We start from the raw sequence: 24,282 nt of genomic DNA on the forward strand, positions 1-24,282 counted from the left end.
GGGGTGCACCGCACTCTCTCGCCGCGGCTGCGCCCAGCCACGCGGCCCCGCCTGCTCATCGCCCTGACCGCCGTCGCCGTCCTCACCGCCACCACCGCCGCGTCCTGCGGCGACAAAGACCCTGACTTCGCGCTGGCATCTGCCGCCCGCAACCCGGTGAGCGAGGTGATCGACGCGCCGGCGACGGTGACCGCCCGGGCCGCCGCCACCCTGACCGCACCCGCCGACGGCACCGTGGCCAGCCTTCGTGTCCAGCCTGGACAGCGGGTGAAGCGTGGCCAGGTGCTCGCCGTGGTCGCGTCCCCGTCCGCGCAGGAGCGGCTGCGCCAGGCCAAGGAGGCGCTGGCCGCTGCCAAGCGCGCCGGGCGAGGTGTCTCCACCGGTAACCTGACCGGCAGCCGGCGCGCCACCGACAAGGCTGCCGACAAGGCTTTCGACGAAGCCCGCGAGGCCGCCGACAAGATCGCCGACCAACAACTGCGGGACGCGCTGCTGGCCCAGGTGACCTCCGCTCAGGAGCAGTACGCGGCCGCCGCGCGCAGCGCCGACCAGGCCGTGCGCGCGGTGCAGCGGGGGATCAGCGGGCTCAACTCCGCCGTCGGCTCGCTGTCCGCGGCCCAACGGCTCCAGGCCCAGCAGGCGTACGACCTGGCGAAGGCGACAGTCGACGCGTTGACCCTGCGCGCCCCGGTCGCCGGGGTGGTGCAGCCCGGTGGCACCCGGGCCGGCGGCGGTGCCAACAGCGGCCTGGCGGGGCTGCTGGAGCAGGCCGGTGTGGCCGGTCTCGACCCGTCCGCGCTGGCCCCCGCGCAGGCCGCCCCGCCGGCCGGAGTGGACGACGCGGTGGCGGTCGGCGGTCAGGTCACGGCCGGCACTCCGGTGCTGACCGTCGTGGACACCGGGCAGCTGGGGCTGCTCGCCGAGGTGGACGAGACCGACGTGCTGCTGGTCAAGGCCGGGGTGACCGCCACCGTCGAGCTGGACGCCGTCGCCGGCGCCAACTACGACGCCACGGTCCGCTCGGTCGACGTGCTCCCCACCAGCTCCGCGCAGGGCGGCGTCACCTATCGGGTACGCCTCACGCTGGGTCCCGGGAAGCTGGCCGAGGACGCGCCGGCCCCGACGCCCCGCCCCGGCATGAACGCGATAGTGCACCTGCGCGTACGCGAGGCCGCCGACGCGGTGACCGTCCCCGCTTCGGCGGTCTTCTCCGCCGACGGGCGGGACACGGTCTGGGTGGTCCGCGACGGCAAGGCCGACCGGGCGCCGGTGACCGTGGGCGTCCAGGGGGCCGACCTGGTGCAGATCCTCAACGGCGTCCAGGCCGGCGACCGGATCGTGGTGCGCGGCACCGACCAGGTGCGCGACGGCCAGGAGGTGCGGTGAGCGACACCCCGCCGGCCATCGAGGCGGTGGACGTGTCGCGCACGTACCAGCTGGACGGGGTGTCGGTGGAGGCGCTGCGCGGGGTGTCGCTGACCGTGCAGCCGGGGGACTACGTGGCGCTGGTCGGGCCGTCCGGCTCCGGCAAGTCGACGCTCATGCACCTGTTGGGCGGGCTCGACCGACCGACCGGCGGCCGGTTGGTGATCGGCGGGCGGGACGTCAACGCCCTCACCCCGCCGGAGATGGCCGCCCTGCGCAACGAGACGATCGGGTTCGTCTTCCAGGCGTTCCATTTGCTGCCGCGTACCTCGGCGGTGGAGAACGTGGCGTTGCCCCTGGTCTACCGGGGCGTGTCGGCCCGGCAGCGCCGGGAGCGGGCGGCGGCGATGCTGGGCCGGGTCGGTCTCGGGCACCGGCTGGACCACCGGCCCAACCAGATGTCCGGTGGCGAGCAGCAGCGTGTGGCCATCGCCCGCGCCCTGGTCACCGAGCCGACGGTGCTGCTGGCCGACGAGCCGACCGGCAATCTGGACAGTGTGACCGGCGCTGCGGTCCTGGAGCTGCTGGAGCGGTTGAACGCGGAATCCGGGGTGGCGCTGGTGATGGTCACCCACGACCAGGAGGTGGCGGCTCGGGCCGCCCGCCGGATCACCATGCGCGACGGTGCGGTGGTGGCGGACAGCGCCACCGCACCTCATGATCGACCGCTGTCCGTCGATCACGGTCGACCTGAGACACTGGTCCCCGCTCCCAGCGCGGAGCCCCGGTCCGTGTCCGGAAGCGGCCCGGGGCACCCGTCCGGTGGCTCTGGTGGCGCCGCCGGAGCCACCGGGCGCCTTCCGCGCGAGCCCGGCCCGCGCGGCGGGGGGACCGACATGCGCGAGCCCGGCCCGCGCCGCGCCGAAGCCGGAACGCGTGAGGTCGGCCCGGGCGAGCCCGGGGACGGTGCGGCGTGAGGGTCGCCGAGGCGTGGCGGGTCGCGCTGGACGCGCTCCGGGCCAACCGGCTGCGCAGCGCGCTCACCATGCTCGGCGTGATCATCGGGGTGGCCTCGGTGGTGCTGCTGGTCGCCATCGGCACCGGCACCAAGCAGAAGGTCGAGCAGCAGGTCGAAGGGCTCGGTTCCAATCTGCTGCTTGTCGTCCCCGGCAAGATCGAGGTGGGCACCGCGCCTGTGGTGTCGCCGTTGACGCTCAAGGACGTGGACGCGGTCTCCCGGGTCGTCGGCGATCCCGAGCGGGTCGCGGTCACCGTCGCCTCCGGGGCGACCGCACGGGCCGGCGCCCGCTCCGACTTCACTACCGTCCAGGGCGTGCTGGAGACCACCCCTGCGGTGTTCACCCGGTCGCTGGCCCGAGGTCGCTACCTGACCGGCACGGACGTGGACACCAGCCGGCGGGTCGCGGTCCTCGGTGACTCGGTGGCCCGCGCGTTGTTCCCCGACCGGGATCCCCTGGGTCAGCAGGTGACCCTCGCCGGGGTGCGGTTCCGGGTCATCGGCGTCTTCGCGCCCCTCGGGCAGAGCCTCGGCGTCGACCGGGACGACGAGGTGCACGTACCGGTCACCGCGGCGCAGCGCCTGTGGGGCACCCAGCGGGTGGACGGCATCGCGGTGAAGGCGCCCGACCGGGAGCGCATCGACGAGTTGGGTGAGCGCATCGTCGCCGAGCTGAACCGCCGCCACCCGGACACCGAGTTCAGCGCGGTCACACAGCAGCAGATCCTCGGTGTGCTCGGCGACATCCTCGGCGTCCTCACCGGCGTACTCGCCGCCATCGCCGGCATCTCGCTGCTCGTCGGCGGCGTCGGCGTCTCCAACATCATGCTGGTGAGCGTCCGGGAGCGGACCCGGGAGATCGGGCTGCGCAAGGCCGTCGGCGCCCGACCCCGTGACATCGGCGTGCAGTTCCTGCTGGAGGCGGTGCTGCTCACCACCATCGGCGGGCTGACCGGGATGGCGCTGGGCGTGGGTACGGCCCTGCTGGTGGACGCGTTGTCGCCGATCCCGGCGGCGATCACCTGGTGGTCGTTGGCGCTCGCCTTCGGGGTGTCGGCGGCGGTGGGGATCGTCTTCGGGGTGGTTCCCGCGCAACGCGCCGGCCGACTCGACCCGGTGGTGGCGCTGCGCGCCGAGTGACCAACCGGACGGTGGACGCAGCCGGGGAGATAACGGCGGGCCGGATCGGGTGAACCGACGATCCAGGCATGATCAGTTGTACGAAGGGATCGCGCCGGTCACAGCCGCCCCGCTACCGTACTGGTAACACGCGCGTCGCCGCCCGGCCCGGAGCATCCGTCGGGTTGGCACGCGCCGGGCATGGGATGGGTCGGTGAGCCATGGCCGGGTCGCAGTCCGATGGACGGCTGTCGGAGGTCAAGTTCCTGACCGTCGCGGAGGTGGCGACGGTCATGCGGGTGTCGAAGATGACTGTCTATCGCCTCGTGCACAGCGGTGAGCTCACCGCCGTCCGGGTGGGGCGGTCGTTCCGGGTGCCCGAGCACGCGGTGCACGAATATCTGCGGGGCGCGTTTCAGGAGACCGCCTGAGCCACCGGTCCGCCGATCGAGTGCCACGTAGGCGGCTTGGACGGGGGCGCGTTGGTCCTGCTGACGCTCTCCGGCTACCCTGGAGCCCGACCGAGACCCCACCGGTGCGCCCCGCCGCCCAGACTGGTCCGGTCCGTTGTCCGCATGCGGTCGCCGTCGCCACCTGCGTGGTGTCATCCGGTCCGCCCCGCACGTTGTATCGAAAGGCTGTCGTATGGGCTCGGTGGTCAAGAAGCGCCGTAAGCGCATGGCTAAGAAGAAGCACCGCAAGCTGCTGCGCAAGACCCGCGTCCAGCGTCGCCGTCTCGGCAAGTGATCGTCGCCGGGCGCTGAGCCCGGCGTTCGGCCTCACTTGCCAAACTGTCGACCCCCGGAGGCTCAGGTGATCAGGCCGTGGTCGTCCCGGCTCGGTCCCTCCTGTCGGCGTAGGTGCGTCAGATGACCCCCGGAAGCACTTCAGGTGCTCCGGGGGTCGTCGTCGTCACCGGGGTCGGTAGGTACCTGGGCGCGCACGTGGCGGCCCGGCTGGCCGCCGACCCCCGCATCGAGCGGGTCATCGGCGTGGACGCCCCGGAGCCGGGCGCCGAGTTCACCGATCTGCTGGACCGGGTCGAGCGGATCCGCGTCGACCCGGGGTCGCTCGGCGGGCTCCTCGCCGACCTGGACGTCGACGCGGTGGTCCACCTCGCGTTGGTCAGCGCCCCCGACCAGCAGCACGGCGGCCGGTCGGCCATGAAGGACCAGAACGTCATCGGCACCATGCAACTGCTCGCCGCCTGCCAACGGGCGCCCCGTCTGCGCAAGCTCGTGGTCCGGTCGTCGACCGCCGCGTACGGGGTGTCGTTCCGCGATCCGGCGGTGTTCACCGAGGAGACCGAGCCGCGCGAGGTGCCACGCGGCGGTTTCGGCCGCGACATCCTCGACGTCGAGGGGTACGTTCGCGGCTTCCGCCGCCGCCGGGCCGACGTGACCGCCACGGTGCTGCGCTTCGCTCCGTTCATCGGTTCGACAGCCGACACGACGTTGACGCGCTACTTCGCGCAGCCGTTCGTGCCGACCGTCTTCGGCCGCGATCCCCGACTGCAGTTCCTGCACTTCGACGACGCGTTGGAGGTGCTGCACCGGTCGATCGTGGAGGATCACCCGGGCACCTACAACGTCGCCGGTCCGGGGGTGCTGTCGCTGTCCCAGGCGATCCGGCGGGCCGGTCGGGTGGCCGTGCCGGTGCTGGAGCCGGGTCTCTCGGGCGCCGCGGCGCTGGCCCGCACCATGGGGTTCGGCCGCTACGGCCTGGACCAGGTCGATCTTTTCGTGCACGGGCGGGTCGTCGACACCACGCGCCTTGAGCAGGAGTACGGCTTCACACCCCGCTCCACCGCGGCCGCGTTCGACGACTTCATCCGCGCCCACCACGGTGGGGCGGTGCTCAGCCGGGGTCAGTTGGCCGCCGCCGAGCAGTTGGTCCTGGACGGCATCCGGCAGGTCCGTGCCGCGGTGCGGGAGCGGTCATGACCGGGCCGACCCAGGGACGTGAGCCGGCGGGCATGGGGCCGTTCGACGTACCGGCCGGGCCGCCCGTGCCGGACGCGGAGCCGGCGCGACGCAACGGTCACCGACCGGCGAGCCGGCTCGCGCCGGCCGGGACGCCCGGCGACGAGGTCGACACCGCGACCGACGACCCGGCGACGCCGAGCGACAACCCTGCCGGCGACGAGGTCGACACCGCGACCGACGAGCCGGCGAGCGGGGGCGTCGCGCCCACCGGAGGCGGGGCGGGCGACACCGGTCCGACGGTGCCGGATCGGCCGGGCGACCAGTGGGACCGCAGGGTCGCGAACGGGCTGGCGTTCCTGCGGCGGCGGCTGGCCGGCGACTACGAGGTCGACGAGTTCGGGTTCGACCCGGAGCTGACCGACGCGGTCTTCCACCCGCTGCTGCGGCTGCTCTACCGGGACTGGTTCCGAACCGAGGTCAGCGGGGTCGAGCACGTCCCCGTCGACGGGCCCGCCCTGGTGGTCGGCAACCACTCCGGCACCGTGGCCCTGGACGCGCTGATCCTCTCGGCGGCGTTGCACGACAAGCACCCCGCCCACCGCTACCTGCGCCTGCTCGGCGCCGACCTGGTCTTCCGCATGCCTGTGGTGTCGGAGATCGCCCGCAAGACCGGCGGCACGGTGGCCTGCAACCCGGACGCCGAGCGGCTGCTCGGCGGCGGAGACCTGGTCGGTGTGTTCCCCGAGGGGTTCAAGGGCATCGGCAAGCTCTACGCCGACCGCTACAAGCTGCAACGGTTCGGCCGGGGCGGCTTCGTCTCGGCGGCGCTGCGCACCGGCACGCCTATCGTTCCGGTCGCCATCGTCGGCGGCGAGGAGATCTACCCGATGCTCGCCGACATCAAGCCCCTCGCGCGGCTGCTGAAGCTGCCGTATTTCCCGGTCACGCCGACCTTCCCCTGGCTCGGGCCGCTCGGCATGGTGCCGTTGCCCAGCAAGTGGCTGATCCAGTTCTGCCCGCCGATCCCCACCGCGCACCTGACCGACTCGGCGGACGATCCGCTGGTGGTCTTCAACCTCGCCGACCAGGTGCGCGAGACCATCCAGCAGACCCTGCACTCGCTGCTGGAACGGCGACCCGACCCCTTCGGCCCCTGAGTCAGCCGGCGCGACGGCGGCGCTGCAACGCCAGGCCGGCGGTGACCGCGCCGGCGACCAGGCCGGCTGCCGCCGTCGACGGTACGGCGATCTTGACGGCTCGGCGGCCGGTGCGGAAGTCCCGCACCTCCCAGCCGTGCTGCCGGGCCTGCCGCAGCAGGGTGCCGTCGGGGTTTACCGCGACAGCCCGGCCCACCGAGCTGAGCAGCGGCAGGTCGTTGGCCGAGTCGCTGTAGGCCGCGCAGCGGCTCAGGTCGAGCCCTTCCACGGCGGCGAGCTGGGTGACCGCCTCGGCCTTCGCCGGCCCGTGCATGAGATCGCCCACCAACCGCCCGGTGTACGCCCCGGCCCGCACCTCGGCCACCGTGCCGATCGCACCCGTCAGGCCAAGCCGGGTGGCGATCACCCGGCCGATCTCCACCGGGGCGGCGCTGACCAGCCACACCCGCTGACCGGCGTCCAGGTGGCGTTGGGCGAGCTGCCGGGTGCCGGCCCAGATCCGGGGTGCCATCAGCTCGTCGAAGATCTCCTCCGAGAGGCGCTCCACGTCGTCCACCCGCCACCCCTCGACGAAGGCGAGCGCGGCGTCCTTCGCCTGGGACATGTCCCCGGCGTGCTCGCGGGCGAGCAGCCGGAACCGGAGCTGCTGCCAGGCGAAGCGGGCCAGGTCGGCGGTCGTGAAGTAGTTCCGGGCGGCGAGCCCGCGGGCGAACCAGTAGATCGACGCGCCCTGCATCATCGTGTTGTCGACGTCGAAGAACGCGGCGGCACCCGGGTCCGGTGCGGGTGGGGTCACCGGCGCCAGCGCGGTCTCCGCCCACCCGGCGGTGTGACCGTCGGCGTCGGTGCTGACCGTCACCTTGCGGCTGCGCGCCACGGGACTCCCTCCTGACCAGGTACGACTGATGCCTCCAGCGAGGGTAGCCGGAGCGCACGGTCGACCGGCCGGACCACAGGGAACTGTGGCCCGGCCGGTCGGACGTGCGGTATGGCGGTGCCGGGGCTGGCGGGTCAGCGCTCGCCGGGGCAGGTGGTCGGGGTGGGCCCGAGCGCGTCGCTGCCGGTCGGTGCCGGCAGGCCGCAGGCGATCGCCGCGCGTACCGAGTCCGAGCGCTCACGGATGCTGTCCAGCAGGGCCAGCGACCTCCGGGTCCGTTCGCGGTCGGCCCGGCTGGCGCCGTCGAGCAGGTTGGTCACCGCCCGGCGCTGGCTGGCGACGAACGTGTTGACGGTGTCCAGGCTGGCCGGCTCGGCCCGCTGCACTGCGGCGGCGGTGAGCAGGCGAATGCCCTGCCGGGTGTCGGCGTCCATGTCGTCGAGGACGGCGCTGTAGCCGATGCGGTCGCCGCGCAGCTCGGCTGCCTCGCCGAGTCTGGTTCGGGCGAAGTCCAGGAACAGTTGGCCGCGGCTGATGTCCGAGCTGGCCAGGGCGAGCTGGGCCCGCTCGGTGGAGCGCTTCATGCCGTACAGCGCGTCGCCGGGAACGGCGTTCTCGCTGGCGGCGGAGATCCCGGAGACGGCGATGGCACCGGCGGCGATGCCGACCAGGATCGCGCCCCGGGCTCGGGCCCGCCGGGCGGTGACGGCGGGCAGCAGCGAGCCGCGGCTCGTCGCCGCGGCCCGTGGGGCAGCCGGCTCGGTGGTCGCCGGTGGGGTGCCCATCCCTTCGCGCTCGGCGGTGGCGAGCAGCATCGCTCGCAGGCCGGTGCGGAAGTCGGGGTTCACCTCGGCGGTGGGGGGATCGACGCTGAGTCGCTGGCCCACTGCGACGAGCGGAGCCAGTTGGCTGTCCACTCGGGACCGCACGTGGTGCCGCCGGCCGCCGTTGGCCTCGTCGAGAAGCTGCGCGAAGCGCTCGGCACGCCGGCGGGAGAAGAGGATGTCGTCCACCGCAGGCACCTCCTCTCGCTGGTCACGGCCGGTCGGCCGCCATCGTTGCCAGCGACCGGGCGGCAAAGTGACACCACGGAGGTGAGGTGCCGTCCGGCGTGCCGGTCGGACCTCGGTGCCCCGGGCCTGCCGGGACAACCACCGGTCGCACCCGGAGAAACGCGGCGGACCGGGCACGGGTTACGGGCCTGGCGGGGCCGAAATCACAGAAAGTGATCGCCATCACCGGGTCTCGGCAGGCCTGAGCTGCCGAGACATTGATCGACGCCCGTCGGCCCCGCCGCCGAGAATCACGGCTGGAAGCCGTCGGGCAGCAGCCGTGCCAGCGCGCGAACGGCCCGGTACTGCAGGGCCTTGATGGCACCCTCGTTCTTGCCCATCGCGCGGGCGGTCTCGGCGACCGAGAAGCCCTGGAGGAACCGGAGCACGATGCACTCCTGCTGCTCCGGGTTGAGCTGCTTGACGGCGGTGAGCAGGGCGACGTTGGTGATGTGTTCGACCACCGCGGCTTCCGGGCTGCCCTCCGGGCCCCGGTCCTCGCGGTCGGCGTCGAGCACGTCGCCGGTGGTGACCTCCAGCCGGTACCGGCCGGACTTGAAGTGGTCCGCGACCAGGTTGCGGGCGATCGTCACCAGCCAGGCGCCGAGATCGCGGCCCTGCCAGGTGAAGCTGCCGATCCGCTTGAGGGCGCGCAGGAACGTGTCCGAGGTGAGGTCCTCGGCGAGCTGGCGGTTGCCGACCCGGAAGTAGACGAACCGGAAGACGGTGTCGACGTACCTGTCGTAGATCAGGCCGAACGCCTCGGACTCGCCAGCCTGCGCGCGCTCGACCAGGGTCCAGACCTCGGTGGCCGGGTCGGACGGGTCCGGGCGGCTGGGGAAACCGGTCGGGGTGGTCGGGGTGGCGGCGGCCGGGACCGCCGGGATCACCGCCGTCTCGCCAGCCGTCGGATCGGTGGCCGCCGCAGGCGCGTCGCCAACCCGACGGCCCTGCGAGGGCATTGTCGGTCGGGCCGGTGCGGCGACACGGCCACCGGTCGGCATCGCGTTGGCACCCGGGGCCGCTGGTCTCGGTGGTGGCTCGTTGGTGTGCGGGCGGTTGCGGGTCCGCTGGGCCGCGTTGTCGCCGCGCATCGCGGCGTGCGGGTCGCCCAGCGGGGCGCGGGCCGCCTGTCGTTCGTTGAGCGGGGAGCGGGGCGTCTGGCCAGTCAGGCCGACCGGGCGTTCCGCGTATCCGAAGGTGGTCACCGCGCCGCCCCCGTCCCGTTGGTAGCCGGCCGGGCCGGTTTACGGGTCGTTGGTGCGGACCGACCGGGCAACCGGTCGGGCAGGACGGTTCCGGGGTGTGCCGACGGGCGGCAGTTCCCCTTGAGGTGCTGGTCCAATGCGCTCACAGGCACGGGGGCCTCCTCGGGCTGAGGGGTGTCGACTCACGGCAAATGGGGTGAGCCGACCCGAGTGATAATAGGGCCAACGTCACCCGCGCGTGGCAAGTCCGTTACACAGGGCGGAAGTATTTCCCGCTGTGTCGCACCGATGGCGGACCGGTTGTCCGTCGTGTGCGTTTGACTTTGGCCCGGGCCGGTGGTCCTGGGTGGATCCCCAGGTCGGGGGCAATGTGGCCGGTCGGCCGCGCCGCCCCGGCCGGTCGCCGCGTGGGCCGGGTCGAAGCATCCGTCCGACCCGTCGCCCGTCCCATCGGCCGGACTCGACCGGAGCATCGACGGCACGGTGAGTGTCCCGTTGACGGGACGCTCGGCGATCCTGGCGGCCCGACCGTCGGGCGTGGCCTGTCGATCGCCGCTGTGCCAGACTCGACCACCGTGCAGGACTTCTCGGCAGACCCCGCGCCGAACCTCGCCGACCGGGTCCAGCGGGCGGCTCTGGACCACGGTGACCGGCCCGCGCTGTACTGGCGGGACGGGCGCGTCACCTGGTCCGAACTGGACGCCGCCGTGACCGCCGCCGCGCACGGCCTGGCCGCCGCCGCGCCGGCCACCGACCCGGGTGGCACGCCGCCGCGCGTCGCGATCGCGCTGCACAACACCCCCGACTTCGTGATCGGTTGGCTCGGGGCGCTGCGGGCCGGTCTGGTCGCCGTCCCGGTCAACCCCGGCTTCACCGCCCCGGAGCTGCGGCACGTACTGGCCGACTCGGGCGCGTCGCTGCTCATCGGCACCGAGCGGGTCCGCCGCCTGGTCGCCGAGGTGGCCGCCGACCTGCCCGCGCTCACCGCCGTGCACGACACGCCGCCGACCGCCGAGGCGCCCGATTCACGCCCCCGCCCGCGCCGAGGCGGCGACGACCTGGCCGTACTGCTCTACACGTCCGGCACCGAGGGCCGTCCGAAGGGCGCGATGCTCTCCCACCGTGCGCTGCTGGCCAACCACGAACAGGTCGCGGAGATCGAGCCGCCGGTCGTCGGGCCGACGGACACTGTTCTGCTCGGGTTGCCGCTGTTCCACGCGTACGGGCTCAACTCGGGGCTCGGCGCCGTCGTCTACCACGGCGCCACCGGCGTGCTGCTCGACGAGCCCGGGCCCACGGCGGGGCTCGCCGAGATCGCCCGGCACCGGGTCAGCGTGCTGGTCGGCGTACCGTCGATGTTCCTGGCCTGGGCCGGCGCCGACGCGGTCCGCGCGGCGACCGCGTCGGTGCGGGTGGCGGTGTGCGGCGCGGCGCCGCTGGAGCCAACTGTCGCGGCGCGCTTCACCGAGGCCACCGGCCAGCAGGTGCATGTCGGGTACGGCCTCACCGAGACCGCGCCGGTGCTCACCTCCACCCTGGTCGGTCCGGTGGTCAAACCCGGCTCGATCGGCCGGCCGCTGCCCGGCGTGCAGCTGCGCCTGGTCGGCCCGGTCGGGGAGGACCTGTGGCGCGACGGCCAGGCGGTCCCCGACGACGACCCGGACGAGCTGGACATCTCCGACGTCGCCCCGGGCACCGACCCGGGGCAGATCGTCGTTCGCGGGCCCAACCTCTTCGGCGGTTACTGGCCCGACGGGCGCGACGGCCCGGACGACGACGGCTGGTGGGGCACCGGCGACATCGCGTACGCCGACGAGGACGGTGACCTCTTCCTGGTCGACCGGCTCGGGGAGTTGATCCTGGTCAACGGGTTCAACGTGTATCCCCACGAGGTCGAGCTGGTGCTCGCCGGGCATCCCGGGGTGGTCGAGTCGGCGGTACTGGGTGTGCCGCACCCGAGGACCGGCGAGACTGTGCGGGCGTACGTGGTGCCGGCGCAGGGCCGACCGGTGACCAGCGAGGAGTTGCTCGCCCACTGCGCGCGCAACCTGGCCCGGTTCAAGTGCCCGACCGCTGTCGAGTTCGTCGACGCCCTGCCGCACTCGGCGATCGGTAAGGTCCGCAAGACCCAGCTCCGGTCGGCGACGCCGACCGACCGCACGGAGGTAACCGATGGCCAGTGACGCCCGACTCGCCCTGATCACCCGACCCGGCTGCCACCTGTGCGACGACGCCAAGGCGGCGCTCGACCGGGTGGTCGCGGTGACCGGCGACAAGTGGGTCGAGTGGGACGTCACAGGCGACGAGGGGCTGGAACGGGAGTACGGCGACCGCCTGCCTGTGGTGCTGCTCGACGGCAAGGAGCACGGCTACTGGCGGGTGGAGGAGGACCGGCTGCTGCGGGACCTGACCACCCCGCAGCTCTGAGTGGCACCCTATGGTGCTGTGATGACCCCTGCGCGCTCCCACCTGGTCTGGGACTGGAACGGCACCCTGCTCAACGACCTCAGCCTGGTGGTGGCCGCCACCAACGCCGCGTTCGCCAGCGTGGGCGGGCCGACTGTCACCCTCGACGAGCACCGGACGCGGTTCCGCCGGCCGATCGCCGACTACTACGCCGAGGTGCTCGGTCAGGCCGTCGACGACGACGCGTTCGGCCGCCTCGACCGGATCTTCCACGACGCGTACCGCAGCGGCCTGACGACCTGTGAGCTGGCGGCCGACGCGCAGTCCGCGATGGCCGCCTGGGAGGGCAGTCAGAGTCTGCTGTCCATGTGGTTCCACGAGGAGCTGGTGCCCACCGTGCACACGTACGGGCTGACCGGCCACTTCACCCGCGTCGACGGCCTGCGGGCCACTGTCGGCGGCGACCGCAAGGCCGAGTCGCTTCAGCGGCACCTGGCCGAGCTGGGCGTGGACGGCAGCGCGGTGGTGCTGATCGGCGACTCCATCGACGACGCGGACGCGGCCCTCGCGGTGGGCGGCCGGGCGGTGCTCTACACCGGTGGCTTCACCGACCCGGTCCGGCTGCGCGCCTCCGGCCACCCGGTCGCCGACACCCTCACCGACGCGGTGGCCCTGGCCGCCCGGGAGGTCAGTTCCGCAGGTAGGTGAGGACGGCCAGCACCCGCCGGTGCTGCTCGGTGTCCGGCGGGAGCGTGAGCTTGGTGAAGATGTTGCGCACGTGCTTCTCCACCGCGCCGTCGCTGACCACCAGGGCGCGGGCGATGGCCGTGTTCGAGCGGCCCTCGGCCATCAGGGCGAGCACCTCGCGCTCGCGGGGGGTCAGCTCACTCAGCGGGTCGTCGCGGCGGCGTCGGGCGAAGAGCTGGCCGACCACGTCCGGGTCGAGCACCGTGCCGCCGGCCGCCACCCTGCGCAGCGCGTCCAGGAACTCGTCGATCGCGGCCACCCGGTCCTTGAGCAGGTAGCCGATGCCACCGCCGGCACCCCCGGTGGTGGCCAGCAGATCATCGGCGTACGAGACCTCGACGTACTGGGAGAGCACCAGGATCGGCGTACGCGGCACCAGCCGTCGTGCCTCCACCGCTGCCCGCAGACCCTCGTCGGTGTGTGACGGCGGCATCCGGACGTCGACGATCGACACGTCCGGCCGGTGCTGGACCACCGCCTCGACCAGCGCGTCGCCGTCCCCGACGGCGGCCACCACTTGGTGTCCGCTCTCGGTCAGCAGCCGCACCAGCCCTTCCCGGAGCAGGACGGCGTCGTCCGCGATCACGATGCGCATGGCTGTGGTGTCTACCACGTCCGGCCCGGTTCGCGGTGGTTCACAGCGGAAGCTCCGCACGGATCTCGGTGGGCCCGCCGCTCGGGCTCACCACCGCCAGCTCCCCGCCTGCCGCTCGGACCCGGTCGGCGATGCCGGCCAGCCCGTGACCCTTGGCGATGTGCGCGCCGCCCTGCCCGTCGTCGCCCACCCGCACCTGGAGCTGGTCGCCCTGGCGGGCCACGGCGACCATGGCCTCGGTGGCCCGACTGTGCTTGGCGATGTTGGTCAACGCCTCGGCCACCACGAAGTACGCGGTGTTCTCCACCGCCGGATCGAGCCGTCCGCCCGGCGTGCCGAGCTGCCGGTCCACCTGAAGCTCGATCGGGATGAGCCCTCGGCCGGCGAGCGCGGCCAGGGCGCTGGGCAGACCCCTGTCGACAAGGATCGGCGGGGCGATGCCCCGGGACAGCGCCCGCAACTCGGCCAGCGTCTCCCGGGTCTGGGTCACCGCCTCGTCGATGGTCCGACCGGCGGCCTCCGGGTCGGAGGCCAGCTGCATCCGGGCGCGGCTGAGGTCCATCGCGAGCCGGACGAGGCGCTGCTGGGGGCCGTCGTGGATGTCGCGTTCGAGCCGGCGCAGCGCGGACGCCTCGGCGGACACGGCTGCCCGCTTCTGCTCCTCCAGCACGGTGATCCGGTCCCGCATCTCGGCCACCCCGGTCAGCAGGGCCTTGGCGAAGCTGCCCTGGAGCAGCGCGCAGCCCCGGACCACGATCGGCAGCGTGATCAGGAAGAACACCCCGATCGCGGTGGTCACCCCGATCCGGGCCGTGGTCGAGTCGCCCAGGCCGAGCAGTTGGGCCAGGTCGCTGTCGTCCGCGCCGTGCGGCAGCGTCCAGTCGTACACCCAGTAGAGGGAGCCGGCGGCTGCGGCGATCCACCAGGCCACCGCCACCACGAAGGTGACCAGCGCCACGATCATCCGCAGGATGCCGTGTGCCAGATCGAGCCAGGACTGGGCGTCGCGCATCGGCAGGAAGATCCGCCGCCAGGCGTTCGCGCCCGCCTCCGGCATCCGGTAGTGCGGCCGGATCCGGGGTTGTCCCAGCACGGCGGGCAGCCGCAGTCGTTCGATGTCGGCAAGCCCCCGGGCCACGTACAGGGTGCCGCTGAGGATCGGCAGGCCGATCACGGTGACCACCAGGCCGACACCGGCCACGAGGCCCGCGAGGAGGACGACGAAGCTGGCCACCGCGAGGGGGAGGCCGAGCAGCACGTACCCGGAGTCGACGAAGAGCTGGCGGGGGATGCTCGGTGCCAGCGTCGGATGGTCGCTGGCGGCAACGGCGGTCATAGCCCAAAGGCTAGGCATGGGGGCTCGGTGTCCCCATCCCGAAGCCCCGCCTCTCCCCCGTAGTGCTGTCCCTACCGCCGCCCCTGTGACCAGGCCCTACCACCGCCGGGACCGGCCGACGCGGGATTGGTCAGAGAAGTCGGGATTGAGCAATAATCGCCAGGGGTGGCGGGCGCGCAGGGCCGCTCAATCGATCTTGTGGAATGGAGGGGCTGGTGGGGTCGCGTCCCGGAGCGACAAGATCGCGATTTGTGCACGTCTTCACAAGCGCCTACTCTGTAGTTCCGACGCGCCCTGCTAGCACAGCCGGCAACCTCGGTCGCCAGCGGGAGTCCATAAGCGGCCGACCAGCGGAGTTGGCCGAGGATCGCACCGCACGGAGTCTCATGAGTCAGCACCGTCACCCAGGTGCGCCCGGCCGCGCCGGTGCCGTACCGGCGCTCCCGGATCTGCCCGAGGCGACCGTCGCTCGGCTCCCGGAATACCTGCGCGCGCTGCACAACCTCGCCGACGCCGGGCACGAGACGATCTCCAGCGAGGGTCTCTCGGCCGCCGCCGGGGTCAACTCCGCCAAGCTCCGCAAGGACCTCTCCCACCTCGGCTCGTACGGCACCCGTGGCGTCGGCTACGACGTCGCGTTGCTGATCGAGCAGATCGAGTACGTGCTCGGGCTCACTCAGCGTCGCGCTGTCGCCCTGGTCGGTGTGGGTAATCTCGGTCACGCTCTGGCCGGCTACGACGGCTTCGCCAGCCGCGGCTTCCGGATCGCCGCACTGCTGGACGCCGATCCCTCCCGGGTCGGCGAAGAGATCAACGGCCTGGTTGTCCGGCATGTCGACGAGCTGCCGGCGGTCGCCACGGAGGAATCCATCGCGATCGGCGTGATCGCCACGCCGGCCGCCGCGGCCCAGCGGGTCGCCGATCAGCTGGTCGCGGTCGGCGTGACGAGCATCCTCAACTTCGCGCCGTGCGTACTCTCTGTTCCGGAGGGGGTCGACGTGCGCAAGGTCGACCTCGCCATCGAGCTGCAGATTCTGTCCTTCCACGAGCACCGCAAGGCGTCGCTGACCGCGCTGCCCGCCACCGGCGGGTCCGCTCTCACGGCCCTGCCCGGCGGGCTCGCGGCCACCGACACCCAGGAGGCGATCGGCACGTGAAACTGCTCGTCGTCGGCGCGTCCTACCGGACCGCCCCGGTCGCCACGCTGGAGCAGCTGGCCGTGCCCCCCGCCGACCTCACCCGCACCCTGGACCGCCTGGTCGCCCAGCCGTACGTGAGCGAGGCGGTGCTCGTCTCCACCTGCAACCGGGTGGAGGTCTACGCCGCCGTGTCCGGATTCCACGGCGGGCTCGGCGACATCTGCGCCGTCCTGGCCGAGCAGGCCGACAGCTCCCCGGCGGCGCTCGCCAGCCACCTCTACGTGCACTACGACACCGCCGCCGTGGACCACGTCTTCCGGGTCGCCAGCGGGCTGGACTCGATGGTCGTCGGCGAGGCGCAGATCCTCGGCCAGCTGCGTGACGCGTACCACTGGGCCACCGGCGCCGACTCGGCCGGCCGCCTGCTGCACGAGCTGATGCAGCAGGCGCTGCGCGTCGGCAAGCGGGCCCACGCCGAGACCGGCATCGACCGGGCCGGCCAGAGCGTCGTCACCGCCGCGTTGGAGCTGGCCGCCGGGCACCTCGACGGCAACCTCGCCGGCCACCCGGCCCTGGTGATCGGGGCCGGCGCGATGGGGTCGCTCGGGGTGGCCACGCTGTCCCGGCAGGGCGCCGGGCCGCTCACGGTCACCAACCGGGGCATCGACCGGGCCGTCCGGCTCGCCGAGTCGTACGGGGCGGACGCCGCGCCGATGACCGAGCTGGCCGCCACGCTCTCCACAGTGGACATCGTAGTGGCCGCCACCGCGTCCACTGAACCGGTCCTCACCCGCGCGGTGGTAGGTGCCGCGCTCGCCGAGCGGAGCCCCGCGCGGGGCCCGCTGGTCCTGCTCGACCTGGCCGTCCCGCGCGACGTCGAGGAGGGCGTCGCCGACCTGCCCGGCGTCGAGGTGATCGACATCGACCGGATGGCGACGCTGCTCGCCGACGGTCCGGCCGCGGCGGACGCCGCAGCCGTCGAGCGGATCGTGCTCGGCGAGGTGGAGGGCTTCCTCACCTGGCTGCGCGGCGCCGACGTGGCGCCCACCGTGGCGGCGCTGCGCGGTCGTGCCGACGACGTCGTCACCGCTGAGCTGCGTCGGCTGGCCCAGCGCCGTCCCGACCTCGGCGACGACCTGCGGGCCGAGGTGGCCCGTACGGTGCACCGCGTGGTGCAGCGGCTGCTGCACCAGCCCACCGTCAAGGTCCGCCAGCTCGCGGCCGAGCCCGGTGGCGACCAGTACGCGGCTCTGCTGCGCGAGCTGTTCGACCTCCAGGTGCCGCAGACCTCGCCGGTGGACACCGTCCCCGACGTGCTGACCCCCACCAACGCCCCGGTGACCGGCACCGACGCCACCGAGCAGATCCCGCCCACCGGAGGTGCGCGATGACCGCCCCCCTGCGCCTCGGCACCCGGGGCAGCGCCCTGGCGATGGCCCAGTCCGGCCACGTCGCCGAGGCGTTGACCGCCGCCACCGGCCGCCCGGTCGAGCTCGTCGAGGTGGTCACCGCCGGCGACCGCTCCAGCGCTCCGGTGCACCGGCTCGGCGTCGGGGTGTTCGTCTCCGCGCTGCGGGACGCGCTGACCGCCCGGACGATCGACTTCGCCGTGCACTCCTACAAGGATCTGCCCACGGCCGGCGCCGCCGGGCTGCACATCGCCGCCGTGCCGGCCCGACAGGACCCGCGCGACGCGCTGATCGCCCAGGGCGGGCGGACGCTCGCCGAGCTGCCGCCCGGCGCCACAGTTGGCACCGGCGCGCTGCGCCGCATCGCCCAGCTGCACGCCCTCGGGCTGCAACTGGAGGTCACCCCGATCCGCGGCAACATCGACACCCGCCTGGCGCGGGTGCTCGGCCCCGAGGCCGACCTCGACGCGATCGTGCTGGCCCGGGCCGGACTGGCCCGGATCGGCCGGACCGACGCGATCACCGAGACGCTCGACCCGATGCTCATGCTGCCCGCGCCCGCCCAGGGCGCGCTGGCCGTGGAGTGCCGGGTCGACGACCAGGAACTGGTCGAGCTGCTCGGGACGCTCGACCACGCACCGTCGCGCGCCGCGGTCACCGCGGAGCGCGCGTTGCTGGCAACCCTGGAGGCCGGGTGCAGCGCACCCGTCGCCGCCTATGCGGAACTCGCCGAAGGTGACGCCGGCGATGAGATCTACCTGCGCGGGGCGGTGATCAGCCCGGACGGCACTCGTGACCTCCGGCTGTCCCGCACCGGAACGCCCGCCGACGCGGCGGAGATCGGTAAGGCACTCGCCGCCGAACTCCTCGAACTCGGCGCCGACTCGATCCTCGGCCACGAAGGACACACCGGCCCGGGGACCCAGCAATTTGGGAGCACAGAATGACCCGCACCCGTAAGCCCGTCGGCCGTATCGCGTTCGTCGGGGCTGGCCCCGGTGACCCGGGCCTGCTGACCCGTCGGGCGCACGACGCCCTGGTCGACGCCGACCAGGTGATCTACGACCGGGGAGTCCCCGAGTCGCTGCTCGCCGTCGTCCGCGCCGAGGCCAGAGAGGACGCCGAGTTCACCCCGGCCGAAGGCGTGCCGGGAGACGTGGCGAAGGTGCTGATCTCCGCCGCCCGGTCCGGGCTGAACGCGGTGCACCTGGTTGCCGGCGACCCGTTCGGCCACGACTCGGTGGTCAAGGAGGTGCAGGCGGTGGCCCGCACCGCCGCCCACTTCGAGGTGGTGCCGGGTGTCGGCCAGGCCGAGGGCGTCGCCACCTACGCGGGGGTCCCGCTGCCGGGTGTGCGTACCGCCGCCGACGTCGAGGACGTCAGCACGCTGGACTTCGAGGCGCTGGCCGCGGCCGTCGGCCGGGGTTCGCTCGCGCTCGCGGTGGACGCCGGTGACCTCGCCGCCGTCCGGGACGGCCTGCTGGCCGCCGGGGTCGACGGCACCACAGGCGTCGGGGTGACCGGCGACGGCACCGGCGAGACCCAGTACACGACCACGTCGACCGTGGACAGCTTCGTGGCCGCCGCGCTGGGCTTCACCGGCCGGGTGGTGCTCACCATCGGCGCGGGTGTGGGCCAGCGCGACAAGATGAGCTGGTGGGAGAACCGCCCGCTGTACGGCTGGAAGGTGCTGGTGCCCCGCACCAAGGAGCAGGCCGGCGCGATGAGCGCCCGACTGCGGGCGTACGGGGCGATCCCGTGCGAGGTGCCGACCATCGCGGTCGAGCCGCCGCGCACCCCGGCCCAGATGGAGCGGGCCGTCAAGGGCCTGGTCGACGGCCGGTACGCCTGGGTGATCTTCACGTCGGTGAACGCGGTCCGCGCGGTCTGGGAGAAGTTCGCCGAGCACGGCCTGGACGCCCGGCACTTCGGCGGCGTCAAGATCGCCTGCATCGGCGAGGCGACCGCTGACGCGGTCCGCGCGTTCGGCATCCAGCCGGAGCTGATCCCCGCCGGGGAGCAGTCCTCCGAGGGGCTGCTGGCCGAGTTCTCGCCGCACGACGAGATCCTCGACCCGGTCGGCCGGGTGCTGCTGCCGCGCGCCGACATCGCCACCGAGACGCTCGCCGCCGGGCTCACCGAGCGCGGCTGGGAGGTCGACGACGTGACCGCGTACCGGACGGTGCGGGCCGCGCCGCCGCCCGCCGAGATCCGCGACGCGATCAAGTCGGGCGGGTTCGACGCGGTCCTCTTCACGTCTTCTTCCACTGTGCGGAACCTGGTCGGTATCGCCGGGAAGCCGCACGCGCGGACGGTTGTTGCCGTGATTGGGCCCAAGACGGCGGAGACCGCGACGGAGTTCGGCCTTCGGGTCGACGTCCAGCCACCGCACGCCTCGGTGCCCGACCTGGTGGAGGCGCTCGCCGCCTACGCCGTCGAGTTGCGCGAGAAGCTGGCCGCCATGCCGGCCAAGCAGCGCCGTGGCTCGAAGGTGCAGGGGCCGACCGCCCTCCGCTTCCGGTAGTCGTCTCCAGGAGGGCCCTTTCATGTCGTACCCCGAGATCCGGCCCCGCCGCCTGCGCCGCACCCCGGCGATCCGCCGGCTGGTGTCCGAGACCAGGGTCGACCCGGCCGAGTTGGTCGTGCCGATGTTCGTCAAGGAAGGGCTGACCGAGCCTCGCGCAATCGGGTCGCTCCCGGGGGTGCTTCAGCACTCCCGGGACTCCCTGCGCAAGGCGGCCACCGAGGCGGTCCAGGCCGGCGTCGGCGGGATCATGCTCTTCGGGGTGCCGGAGCAGCGTGACCCGACCGGGTCCGGTGGCCTCGACCCGAACGGCATCCTGAACGTCGCCATCCGCGACGTGGTGTCCGAGGTGGGCGACAGCACTGTCGTGATGAGCGACCTGTGCCTGGACGAGTTCACCTCGCACGGGCACTGCGGCGTGCTCACCGCGGACGGTGAGGTGGACAACGACGCGACCCTGGCCGCGTACGCCGAGATGGCGGTTGCCCAGGCCGAAGCCGGGGTGCACATGGTCGGGCCGTCCGGGATGATGGACGGCCAGGTCGGCGTGGCCCGCCGGGCGCTCGACGCCGCCGGCCACCAGGATGTGGCGGTGCTGGCGTACGCCGCGAAGTACGCCTCGGCCTTCTACGGCCCGTTCCGGGAGGCGGTGGAGTCGGCGCTGGAGGGCGACCGGCGCACCTACCAGCAGGATCCGGCCAACCTGCGCGAGTCGCTGCGCGAGGTGGCGCTCGACGTCGCCGAGGGCGCCGACCTGGTGATGGTCAAGCCGGCGTTGCCCTACCTCGACGTGGTGTCGGCGGTGCGGGCCGCGGTGGACGTCCCGGTCGCCGCCTACCAGGTCTCCGGGGAGTACGCGATGGTCGAGGCAGCCGCCGCGAACGGCTGGATCGACCGGGAGCGGGTGATGTTGGAGACGCTCACCTCGATCAAGCGGGCCGGCGCGCAGATCATCCTCACCTACTGGGCGGTCGAAGCCGCCGGTCTGCTCCGCCAGCGCTACTGACCGGGTCCGCGGGTTCCGTCGGGGTGGCCACCTCGTCGGCGCCCGCGACGGCGGCCGGGAGCCTCCGGCTGGTCAGCCAGGCGAGCGCCAACAGCACGGCCGACACCGCAAGCGCGAGCCGGGTGGCCTGCGCCAGTTCCGGCGCGAGGCCGAGCCGGCTGGCCGGGTCGAGCCGGTTGGCTGCCGTGATGCCCCCGCCGCCCAGGGTCGGGGCGAGCCGGTCCGCCAGCCAGGACAGGGCGGCGGCGATCAGTGCCGTGCCGGCCGCGACCGAGGTGTGCGACACGGTGGTGAGCAGCGTGGAGCCGGACGGCAGGTCGTCGGGCGGAAGCGACCGGCTGGCCGCTGTCATCGTCGGCATCAGGGTCGCACCCATGCCCAGGCCGATGACCGCACCCAGCGTGGCCAGCAGCGGGTACGACGTGTCGGCGTCGAGCACCAGCACCCGGGCCACAGTGCCGGCCACTGCCGTGGCGATGCCGAGCCCGACGACCCGCCGCGCCGAGACGCGATCGACGAGCCGGGTCGCGACCTGGAGCATCAGACCGGTGGTCAGCGCCTGCGGGATGCCGATCACCCCGGCCAGGGTGGCCGAGTCACCGCGTACCACCTGCACGTAGGCCGGGATGATCAGGAACGAGCCGAAGTATCCGGCGGCGAAGAACGCCACAGTCGCCGCGCCGGGGGTCATCCCCGGGGCGCGCAGCACGGCCAGGCGCAGCAGCGGCTGCCGTACCCGGCCGGCCCGCCAGGCGAAGGTGACCACCAGCATCGCGCCGAGCACGAGCGGCAGCAGCACGGACGCGGTGACGACCCCGCCCCGCTCGCCGGTGACGCTGAGGCCGTAGACCGCCAGCGCCAGACCGGGGCAGAGCAGCAGCAGCCCGAGGACGTCCAGCCGGACCGGTGCTCGTCGCGGGTCGGCGACCGGCAGCACCGACCGGCCGAGCACCATCGCCAACAGTCCCACCGGCAGGTTGATCCAGAAGATCCACCGCCAGGACGCGTGATCGAGCAGCAGCCCACCCAGCACCGGCCCGATCAGGGGCCCGACCAGCACCGGAAGGCCGAGCAGGCTCATCATCCGTCCGCGCCGCCCCGGCGGCACCGCGGCGAGCGCGACGGCCATCCCGACCGGGTTGAGCAGTCCGCCGCCGAGCCCCTGGAGCACCCGGAACGCGATAAGCGACCCGACGCTCCAGGCGGCACCGGCCAGCACGGAGCCGACGGTGAACAGCAGCAGCGCGGTCAGGTAGGTGCGGCGGGCGCCGAAGCGGCCGATCGCCCAGGCGGCGGTGGGCATCACCGCGACCAGGGCGAGCGCATAGCCGCTGGTGACCCAGCCGATCGTGGTGAGGTCGGTGCCGAGGTCGTCGACCAGTCTCGGCAGGGCCACCACGGTGACCGTGGTGTCGATCACCGCGAGCAGACCACCCAGGGTCAGGTACCAGCCGAGCCGTCGCGCGGACGCGTCCATGTCGGCGGCTCAGGGCCGGACCTGGCGGGCGGCGCGCAACGCCTCGGCCCACCAGGCCAGCTCGCTCAGCGTGGCGTCGGCGGCCTGCCGCAGCGGCTCGTCGTCGACCAGCCGACCGGCGACGTCGAGTCGCTCCCAGGGAGCCCGGAGCACCACCCCGGAGCGGGTCGTGGCGGCCTGCACCTCGGCGAAGACCAGCCGGAGCTGCTCGACCGCGCGGATGCCGCCGGAGCCCGCGCCGTACGACACGAAGGCCACCGGCTTGCGGGCCCACTCCCGGTAGTGCCAGTCGATGGCGTTCTTCAGGGCGGCCGGGAAGCTGTGGTTGTACTCGGGCGTCACCACGACGAACGCGTCGGCGGCAGCCAACCGGGCACTGATCGGGCTGGCCGAATTGCCCCCGGGAGGGGTGTCGGCGAAGGGCAGCGCCACCTCGGCGAGGTCGACGAGGTCCAGGTCGAGGTCCGTACGGCGGCTCCCGTGGGCGACGAACCAGTCGGCGATCGAGCGGCCCACCCGAGGTTGCCGGACGCTCCCGACGAGCACGGCGACGGTCGGCGGTGCGGTGTCCTCTTGCGTAGTCATGCCTCGGACGCTAGGACTTGAACTAATGGTGAAGTCAATGGCGGCGGGGGAGTGGCGATGGGCACGTTGACGGTCGGCGAGGTGGCCCGCGACAGCGGGGTCAGCGGCTCCGCCGTGCGGTTCTACGAGCGGCAGGGCCTGATCACGGCTGCCCGCACCGGCGGCAACCAGCGGCGCTTCGACGCCGACGCGGCCTGTCGGATCAGGGTGGCGCGGGTGGCCCAGCGCGTCGGCCTGACCGTCAACGAGATCCGCGACCTGCTCGCGGCCCTGCCACCCGACCCCCAACTGGCCGATTGGCAGGGGCTGCACGATCGGCTGACCGCCGAGGCCGAGCGGCGCATCCGCGACCTGCACGCGGCACTGGACGACATCGGCTCCGGCCGCCGCCTCTGCGACCTCTGACCTCGACCGTCCGCAGTCCGCAGTCCGCTGATCGTCGCCCGCGCGCCCTGACGATCAGGGCAGATGCCCCGGCTGGTCAACCACGGCCATCCGGATGACGGCGGCGAGCAGCTCACCGGCCCAGGCCCAAGGCCCAAGGCCCACGGCCCACGGCAAGGCCCACGGCACGGCCCACGGCCCACGGCCCACGGCCCACCTTGACGTCCTTTGCTCTGCTTGAGCGGAGGCAACACTGAGAGCCTCCCACTGTCGCCTCCGTTGAAGCAGAGCAAAGGATGCGTGCGGGGTGCGGCGAGTCCCTGAGCCGGCCAGCTTTCCACAGGGTTATCCACAGGGGTTGAGAGGCAGGTCTCGGCCGAGAATGGTTGTCGGATGGCCTCCGCACTCGTTCCTCCTTCGCCACCCGGCCCGACCGTCGGGCGGTTTCCCATCACCGGCCTGGTCCGGCGAGCCCGTCGGATGAAGGGGTTGGGGCAACGCCAGATGGCCCGCTTCGCCAAGGTCTCACCGTCGACCGTGGGCAAGGTCGAGGCCGGCAGCCTGATACCGAGCCTGGCGGTGCTGGAGCGCCTACTCGGCGCGGCCGGGCTCTATCTGGTGGTGGTGGACCAGGAGGGCCGGGTGATTCAACCGATGGTCGACCGCGACGACGTTCACGACGGCGCCGGACGCCGCTACCCCGCCCACCTCGATACGATCCTCGATCCTGAGCCGGGGGAGTGGTGGGGGGACATCTACGGCCTGGCACGGCCACCGGAGACCTACCACCGCAGCTCGGCGGACCGCGAGGCGCGACGCCGACGCAGCCAGTGGGAGGTGCGGGTCGCGCAGCATCGGCACCTGCCACCGCCCCCGATCATCGACGAATACTACTGACACCGCGAACGGCCCACCCTCCGGGGAAACCGGAGGGTGGGCCGTCAGTGCCGTCG

Annotated in this window: 23 protein-coding genes and 1 pseudogene; 17 read left to right on the plus strand and 7 right to left on the minus strand. The window is 73.2% G+C overall.

Annotation, left to right across the window (positions count from 1 at the left end):
• Positions 1–3 precede the first annotated feature (3 nt).
• From B0E54_RS06605 to B0E54_RS06635, 7 genes and pseudogenes are all read left to right on the plus strand, one after another.
• On the plus strand, positions 4–1,386 hold the full coding sequence (locus tag B0E54_RS06605) for an efflux RND transporter periplasmic adaptor subunit (protein ID WP_234582364.1): 1,383 nt from the start codon (positions 4–6) through the stop codon (positions 1,384–1,386).
• Positions 1,383–2,222: pseudogene (locus B0E54_RS06610) on the plus strand (ABC transporter ATP-binding protein); the annotation flags it as partial. The gene B0E54_RS06605 and the pseudogene B0E54_RS06610, both read left to right, overlap by 4 nt.
• Positions 2,223–2,338: 116 nt before the next feature.
• Positions 2,339–3,523 carry an ABC transporter permease gene (locus B0E54_RS06615; RefSeq protein ID WP_234582365.1) on the plus strand — a complete coding sequence of 395 codons (1,185 nt, stop codon included), beginning with the start codon at positions 2,339–2,341 and terminating at the stop codon, positions 3,521–3,523.
• Positions 3,524–3,723: 200 nt separating this feature from the next.
• Positions 3,724–3,933 carry a helix-turn-helix domain-containing protein gene (locus B0E54_RS06620; protein WP_007465625.1) on the plus strand — a complete coding sequence of 70 codons (210 nt, stop codon included), beginning with the start codon at positions 3,724–3,726 and terminating at the stop codon, positions 3,931–3,933.
• Positions 3,934–4,147: 214 nt separating this feature from the next.
• Positions 4,148–4,249, plus strand: a complete 102-nt coding sequence (locus B0E54_RS06625) for a 30S ribosomal protein bS22 (RefSeq protein WP_007465623.1) — start codon at positions 4,148–4,150, stop codon at positions 4,247–4,249.
• A 122-nt stretch (positions 4,250–4,371) separates the two neighbouring features.
• The gene (locus tag B0E54_RS06630) at positions 4,372–5,445 is read left to right on the plus strand and encodes an NAD-dependent epimerase/dehydratase family protein (protein ID WP_234582366.1); all 1,074 of its coding nucleotides are present in this window, start codon (positions 4,372–4,374) and stop codon (positions 5,443–5,445) included.
• Between the two features lie 281 nt (positions 5,446–5,726).
• Complete coding sequence (locus tag B0E54_RS06635; RefSeq protein ID WP_234582434.1) at positions 5,727–6,584, plus strand: lysophospholipid acyltransferase family protein; 858 nt, start codon at positions 5,727–5,729, stop codon at positions 6,582–6,584.
• Position 6,585: 1 nt separating this feature from the next.
• Here B0E54_RS06635 and B0E54_RS06640 read toward each other — a convergent pair whose 3' ends face one another.
• The 3 genes from B0E54_RS06640 to B0E54_RS06650 all read right to left on the minus strand — a co-directional run bounded on the left by B0E54_RS06640 (position 6,586) and on the right by B0E54_RS06650 (position 9,721).
• On the minus strand, positions 6,586–7,461 hold the full coding sequence (locus B0E54_RS06640; RefSeq protein ID WP_234582367.1) for an HAD family phosphatase: 876 nt from the start codon (positions 7,459–7,461) through the stop codon (positions 6,586–6,588).
• A gap of 134 nt (positions 7,462–7,595) precedes the next feature.
• The gene (locus tag B0E54_RS06645) at positions 7,596–8,483 is read right to left on the minus strand and encodes a DUF5667 domain-containing protein (protein WP_234582368.1); all 888 of its coding nucleotides are present in this window, start codon (positions 8,481–8,483) and stop codon (positions 7,596–7,598) included.
• Between the two features lie 281 nt (positions 8,484–8,764).
• Entirely contained in the window at positions 8,765–9,721 is a 957-nt protein-coding gene (locus B0E54_RS06650) for an ECF subfamily RNA polymerase sigma factor, BldN family (RefSeq protein WP_234582369.1), read from the minus strand.
• A gap of 557 nt (positions 9,722–10,278) precedes the next feature.
• Here B0E54_RS06650 and B0E54_RS06655 point away from each other — a divergent pair.
• From B0E54_RS06655 to B0E54_RS06665, 3 genes are read left to right on the plus strand one after another with little or no spacing between them, the layout of a single operon-like run.
• Positions 10,279–11,904: an AMP-binding protein gene (locus B0E54_RS06655; RefSeq protein ID WP_234582370.1), complete on the plus strand. Its 1,626-nt coding sequence runs from the start codon at positions 10,279–10,281 to the stop codon at positions 11,902–11,904.
• Positions 11,894–12,148, plus strand: a complete 255-nt coding sequence (locus B0E54_RS06660; RefSeq protein ID WP_234582371.1) for a glutaredoxin family protein — start codon at positions 11,894–11,896, stop codon at positions 12,146–12,148. Before B0E54_RS06655 ends, B0E54_RS06660 begins: the two co-directional genes overlap by 11 nt.
• Before the next feature lie 21 nt (positions 12,149–12,169).
• The gene (locus tag B0E54_RS06665; RefSeq protein ID WP_234582372.1) at positions 12,170–12,835 is read left to right on the plus strand and encodes an HAD family hydrolase; all 666 of its coding nucleotides are present in this window, start codon (positions 12,170–12,172) and stop codon (positions 12,833–12,835) included.
• Here B0E54_RS06665 and B0E54_RS06670 read toward each other — a convergent pair.
• Together B0E54_RS06670 and B0E54_RS06675 are read right to left on the minus strand one after the other, a co-directional pair.
• Entirely contained in the window at positions 12,816–13,469 is a 654-nt protein-coding gene (locus B0E54_RS06670; RefSeq protein ID WP_234582373.1) for a response regulator transcription factor, read from the minus strand. The two genes, B0E54_RS06665 and B0E54_RS06670, sit on opposite strands and share 20 nt — an antisense overlap.
• Positions 13,470–13,509: 40 nt before the next feature.
• Entirely contained in the window at positions 13,510–14,805 is a 1,296-nt protein-coding gene (locus B0E54_RS06675) for a sensor histidine kinase (RefSeq protein WP_234582374.1), read from the minus strand.
• 386 nt (positions 14,806–15,191) lie between these two features.
• On the opposite strand from B0E54_RS06675, the gene B0E54_RS06680 reads away from it, so the two are divergent.
• From B0E54_RS06680 to hemB, 5 genes are read left to right on the plus strand one after another with little or no spacing between them, the layout of a single operon-like run.
• Complete coding sequence (locus tag B0E54_RS06680; protein ID WP_234582375.1) at positions 15,192–15,962, plus strand: redox-sensing transcriptional repressor Rex; 771 nt, start codon at positions 15,192–15,194, stop codon at positions 15,960–15,962.
• Positions 15,959–17,335: a glutamyl-tRNA reductase gene (locus B0E54_RS06685; RefSeq protein WP_234582376.1), complete on the plus strand. Its 1,377-nt coding sequence runs from the start codon at positions 15,959–15,961 to the stop codon at positions 17,333–17,335. Before B0E54_RS06680 ends, B0E54_RS06685 begins: the two co-directional genes overlap by 4 nt.
• The gene (hemC, locus tag B0E54_RS06690; protein WP_234582377.1) at positions 17,332–18,300 is read left to right on the plus strand and encodes a hydroxymethylbilane synthase; all 969 of its coding nucleotides are present in this window, start codon (positions 17,332–17,334) and stop codon (positions 18,298–18,300) included. The genes B0E54_RS06685 and hemC overlap by 4 nt, the downstream gene beginning before the upstream one ends.
• Positions 18,297–19,877, plus strand: coding sequence for a uroporphyrinogen-III synthase (locus B0E54_RS06695; RefSeq protein WP_234582378.1), 1,581 nt, complete (start codon positions 18,297–18,299; stop codon positions 19,875–19,877). The genes hemC and B0E54_RS06695 overlap by 4 nt, the downstream gene beginning before the upstream one ends.
• A 22-nt stretch (positions 19,878–19,899) precedes the next feature.
• Positions 19,900–20,883 (plus strand): porphobilinogen synthase, encoded by a 984-nt coding sequence (gene hemB / locus B0E54_RS06700; protein ID WP_234582379.1) that lies wholly within the window; start codon positions 19,900–19,902, stop codon positions 20,881–20,883.
• On the opposite strand, the gene B0E54_RS06705 is transcribed toward hemB, so the two are convergent.
• Together B0E54_RS06705 and B0E54_RS06710 are read right to left on the minus strand one after the other, a co-directional pair.
• Positions 20,834–22,360: a DHA2 family efflux MFS transporter permease subunit gene (locus tag B0E54_RS06705; protein WP_234582380.1), complete on the minus strand. Its 1,527-nt coding sequence runs from the start codon at positions 22,358–22,360 to the stop codon at positions 20,834–20,836. The two genes, hemB and B0E54_RS06705, sit on opposite strands and share 50 nt — an antisense overlap.
• Before the next feature lie 9 nt (positions 22,361–22,369).
• Positions 22,370–22,945 carry an NADPH-dependent FMN reductase gene (locus B0E54_RS06710; protein WP_234582381.1) on the minus strand — a complete coding sequence of 192 codons (576 nt, stop codon included), beginning with the start codon at positions 22,943–22,945 and terminating at the stop codon, positions 22,370–22,372.
• Positions 22,946–23,002: 57 nt separating this feature from the next.
• Between B0E54_RS06710 and B0E54_RS06715 the strand changes: the two genes are divergently transcribed.
• A complete protein-coding gene (locus tag B0E54_RS06715; protein WP_234582382.1) occupies positions 23,003–23,350 on the plus strand; it encodes a MerR family transcriptional regulator in 348 nt (115 codons plus the stop codon).
• Between the two features lie 372 nt (positions 23,351–23,722).
• Positions 23,723–24,226, plus strand: coding sequence for a helix-turn-helix transcriptional regulator (locus B0E54_RS06720; RefSeq protein ID WP_234582383.1), 504 nt, complete (start codon positions 23,723–23,725; stop codon positions 24,224–24,226).
• Positions 24,227–24,282: the final 56 nt, after the last annotated feature.

Origin of the sequence: Micromonospora sp. MH99, assembly GCF_021442385.1 — a bacterium.
Lineage (GTDB): Bacteria > Actinomycetota > Actinomycetes > Mycobacteriales > Micromonosporaceae > Micromonospora.

Coding starts and splice junctions, on each gene's coding strand:
- B0E54_RS06695 (WP_234582378.1), top strand. CDS start 18,297: ATGACCCGCACCCGTAAGCCCGTCGGCCGTATCGCGTTCGTCGGGGCT.
- B0E54_RS06715 (WP_234582382.1), top strand. CDS start 23,003: ATGGGCACGTTGACGGTCGGCGAGGTGGCCCGCGACAGCGGGGTCAGC.
- B0E54_RS06705 (WP_234582380.1), bottom strand. CDS start 22,360: ATGGACGCGTCCGCGCGACGGCTCGGCTGGTACCTGACCCTGGGTGGT.
- B0E54_RS06710 (WP_234582381.1), bottom strand. CDS start 22,945: ATGACTACGCAAGAGGACACCGCACCGCCGACCGTCGCCGTGCTCGTC.
- B0E54_RS06660 (WP_234582371.1), top strand. CDS start 11,894: ATGGCCAGTGACGCCCGACTCGCCCTGATCACCCGACCCGGCTGCCAC.
- B0E54_RS06680 (WP_234582375.1), top strand. CDS start 15,192: ATGAGTCAGCACCGTCACCCAGGTGCGCCCGGCCGCGCCGGTGCCGTA.
- B0E54_RS06670 (WP_234582373.1), bottom strand. CDS start 13,469: ATGCGCATCGTGATCGCGGACGACGCCGTCCTGCTCCGGGAAGGGCTG.
- hemB (WP_234582379.1), top strand. CDS start 19,900: ATGTCGTACCCCGAGATCCGGCCCCGCCGCCTGCGCCGCACCCCGGCG.
- B0E54_RS06625 (WP_007465623.1), top strand. CDS start 4,148: ATGGGCTCGGTGGTCAAGAAGCGCCGTAAGCGCATGGCTAAGAAGAAG.
- B0E54_RS06620 (WP_007465625.1), top strand. CDS start 3,724: ATGGCCGGGTCGCAGTCCGATGGACGGCTGTCGGAGGTCAAGTTCCTG.
- hemC (WP_234582377.1), top strand. CDS start 17,332: ATGACCGCCCCCCTGCGCCTCGGCACCCGGGGCAGCGCCCTGGCGATG.
- B0E54_RS06720 (WP_234582383.1), top strand. CDS start 23,723: ATGGCCTCCGCACTCGTTCCTCCTTCGCCACCCGGCCCGACCGTCGGG.
- B0E54_RS06630 (WP_234582366.1), top strand. CDS start 4,372: ATGACCCCCGGAAGCACTTCAGGTGCTCCGGGGGTCGTCGTCGTCACC.
- B0E54_RS06675 (WP_234582374.1), bottom strand. CDS start 14,805: ATGACCGCCGTTGCCGCCAGCGACCATCCGACGCTGGCACCGAGCATC.
- B0E54_RS06665 (WP_234582372.1), top strand. CDS start 12,170: ATGACCCCTGCGCGCTCCCACCTGGTCTGGGACTGGAACGGCACCCTG.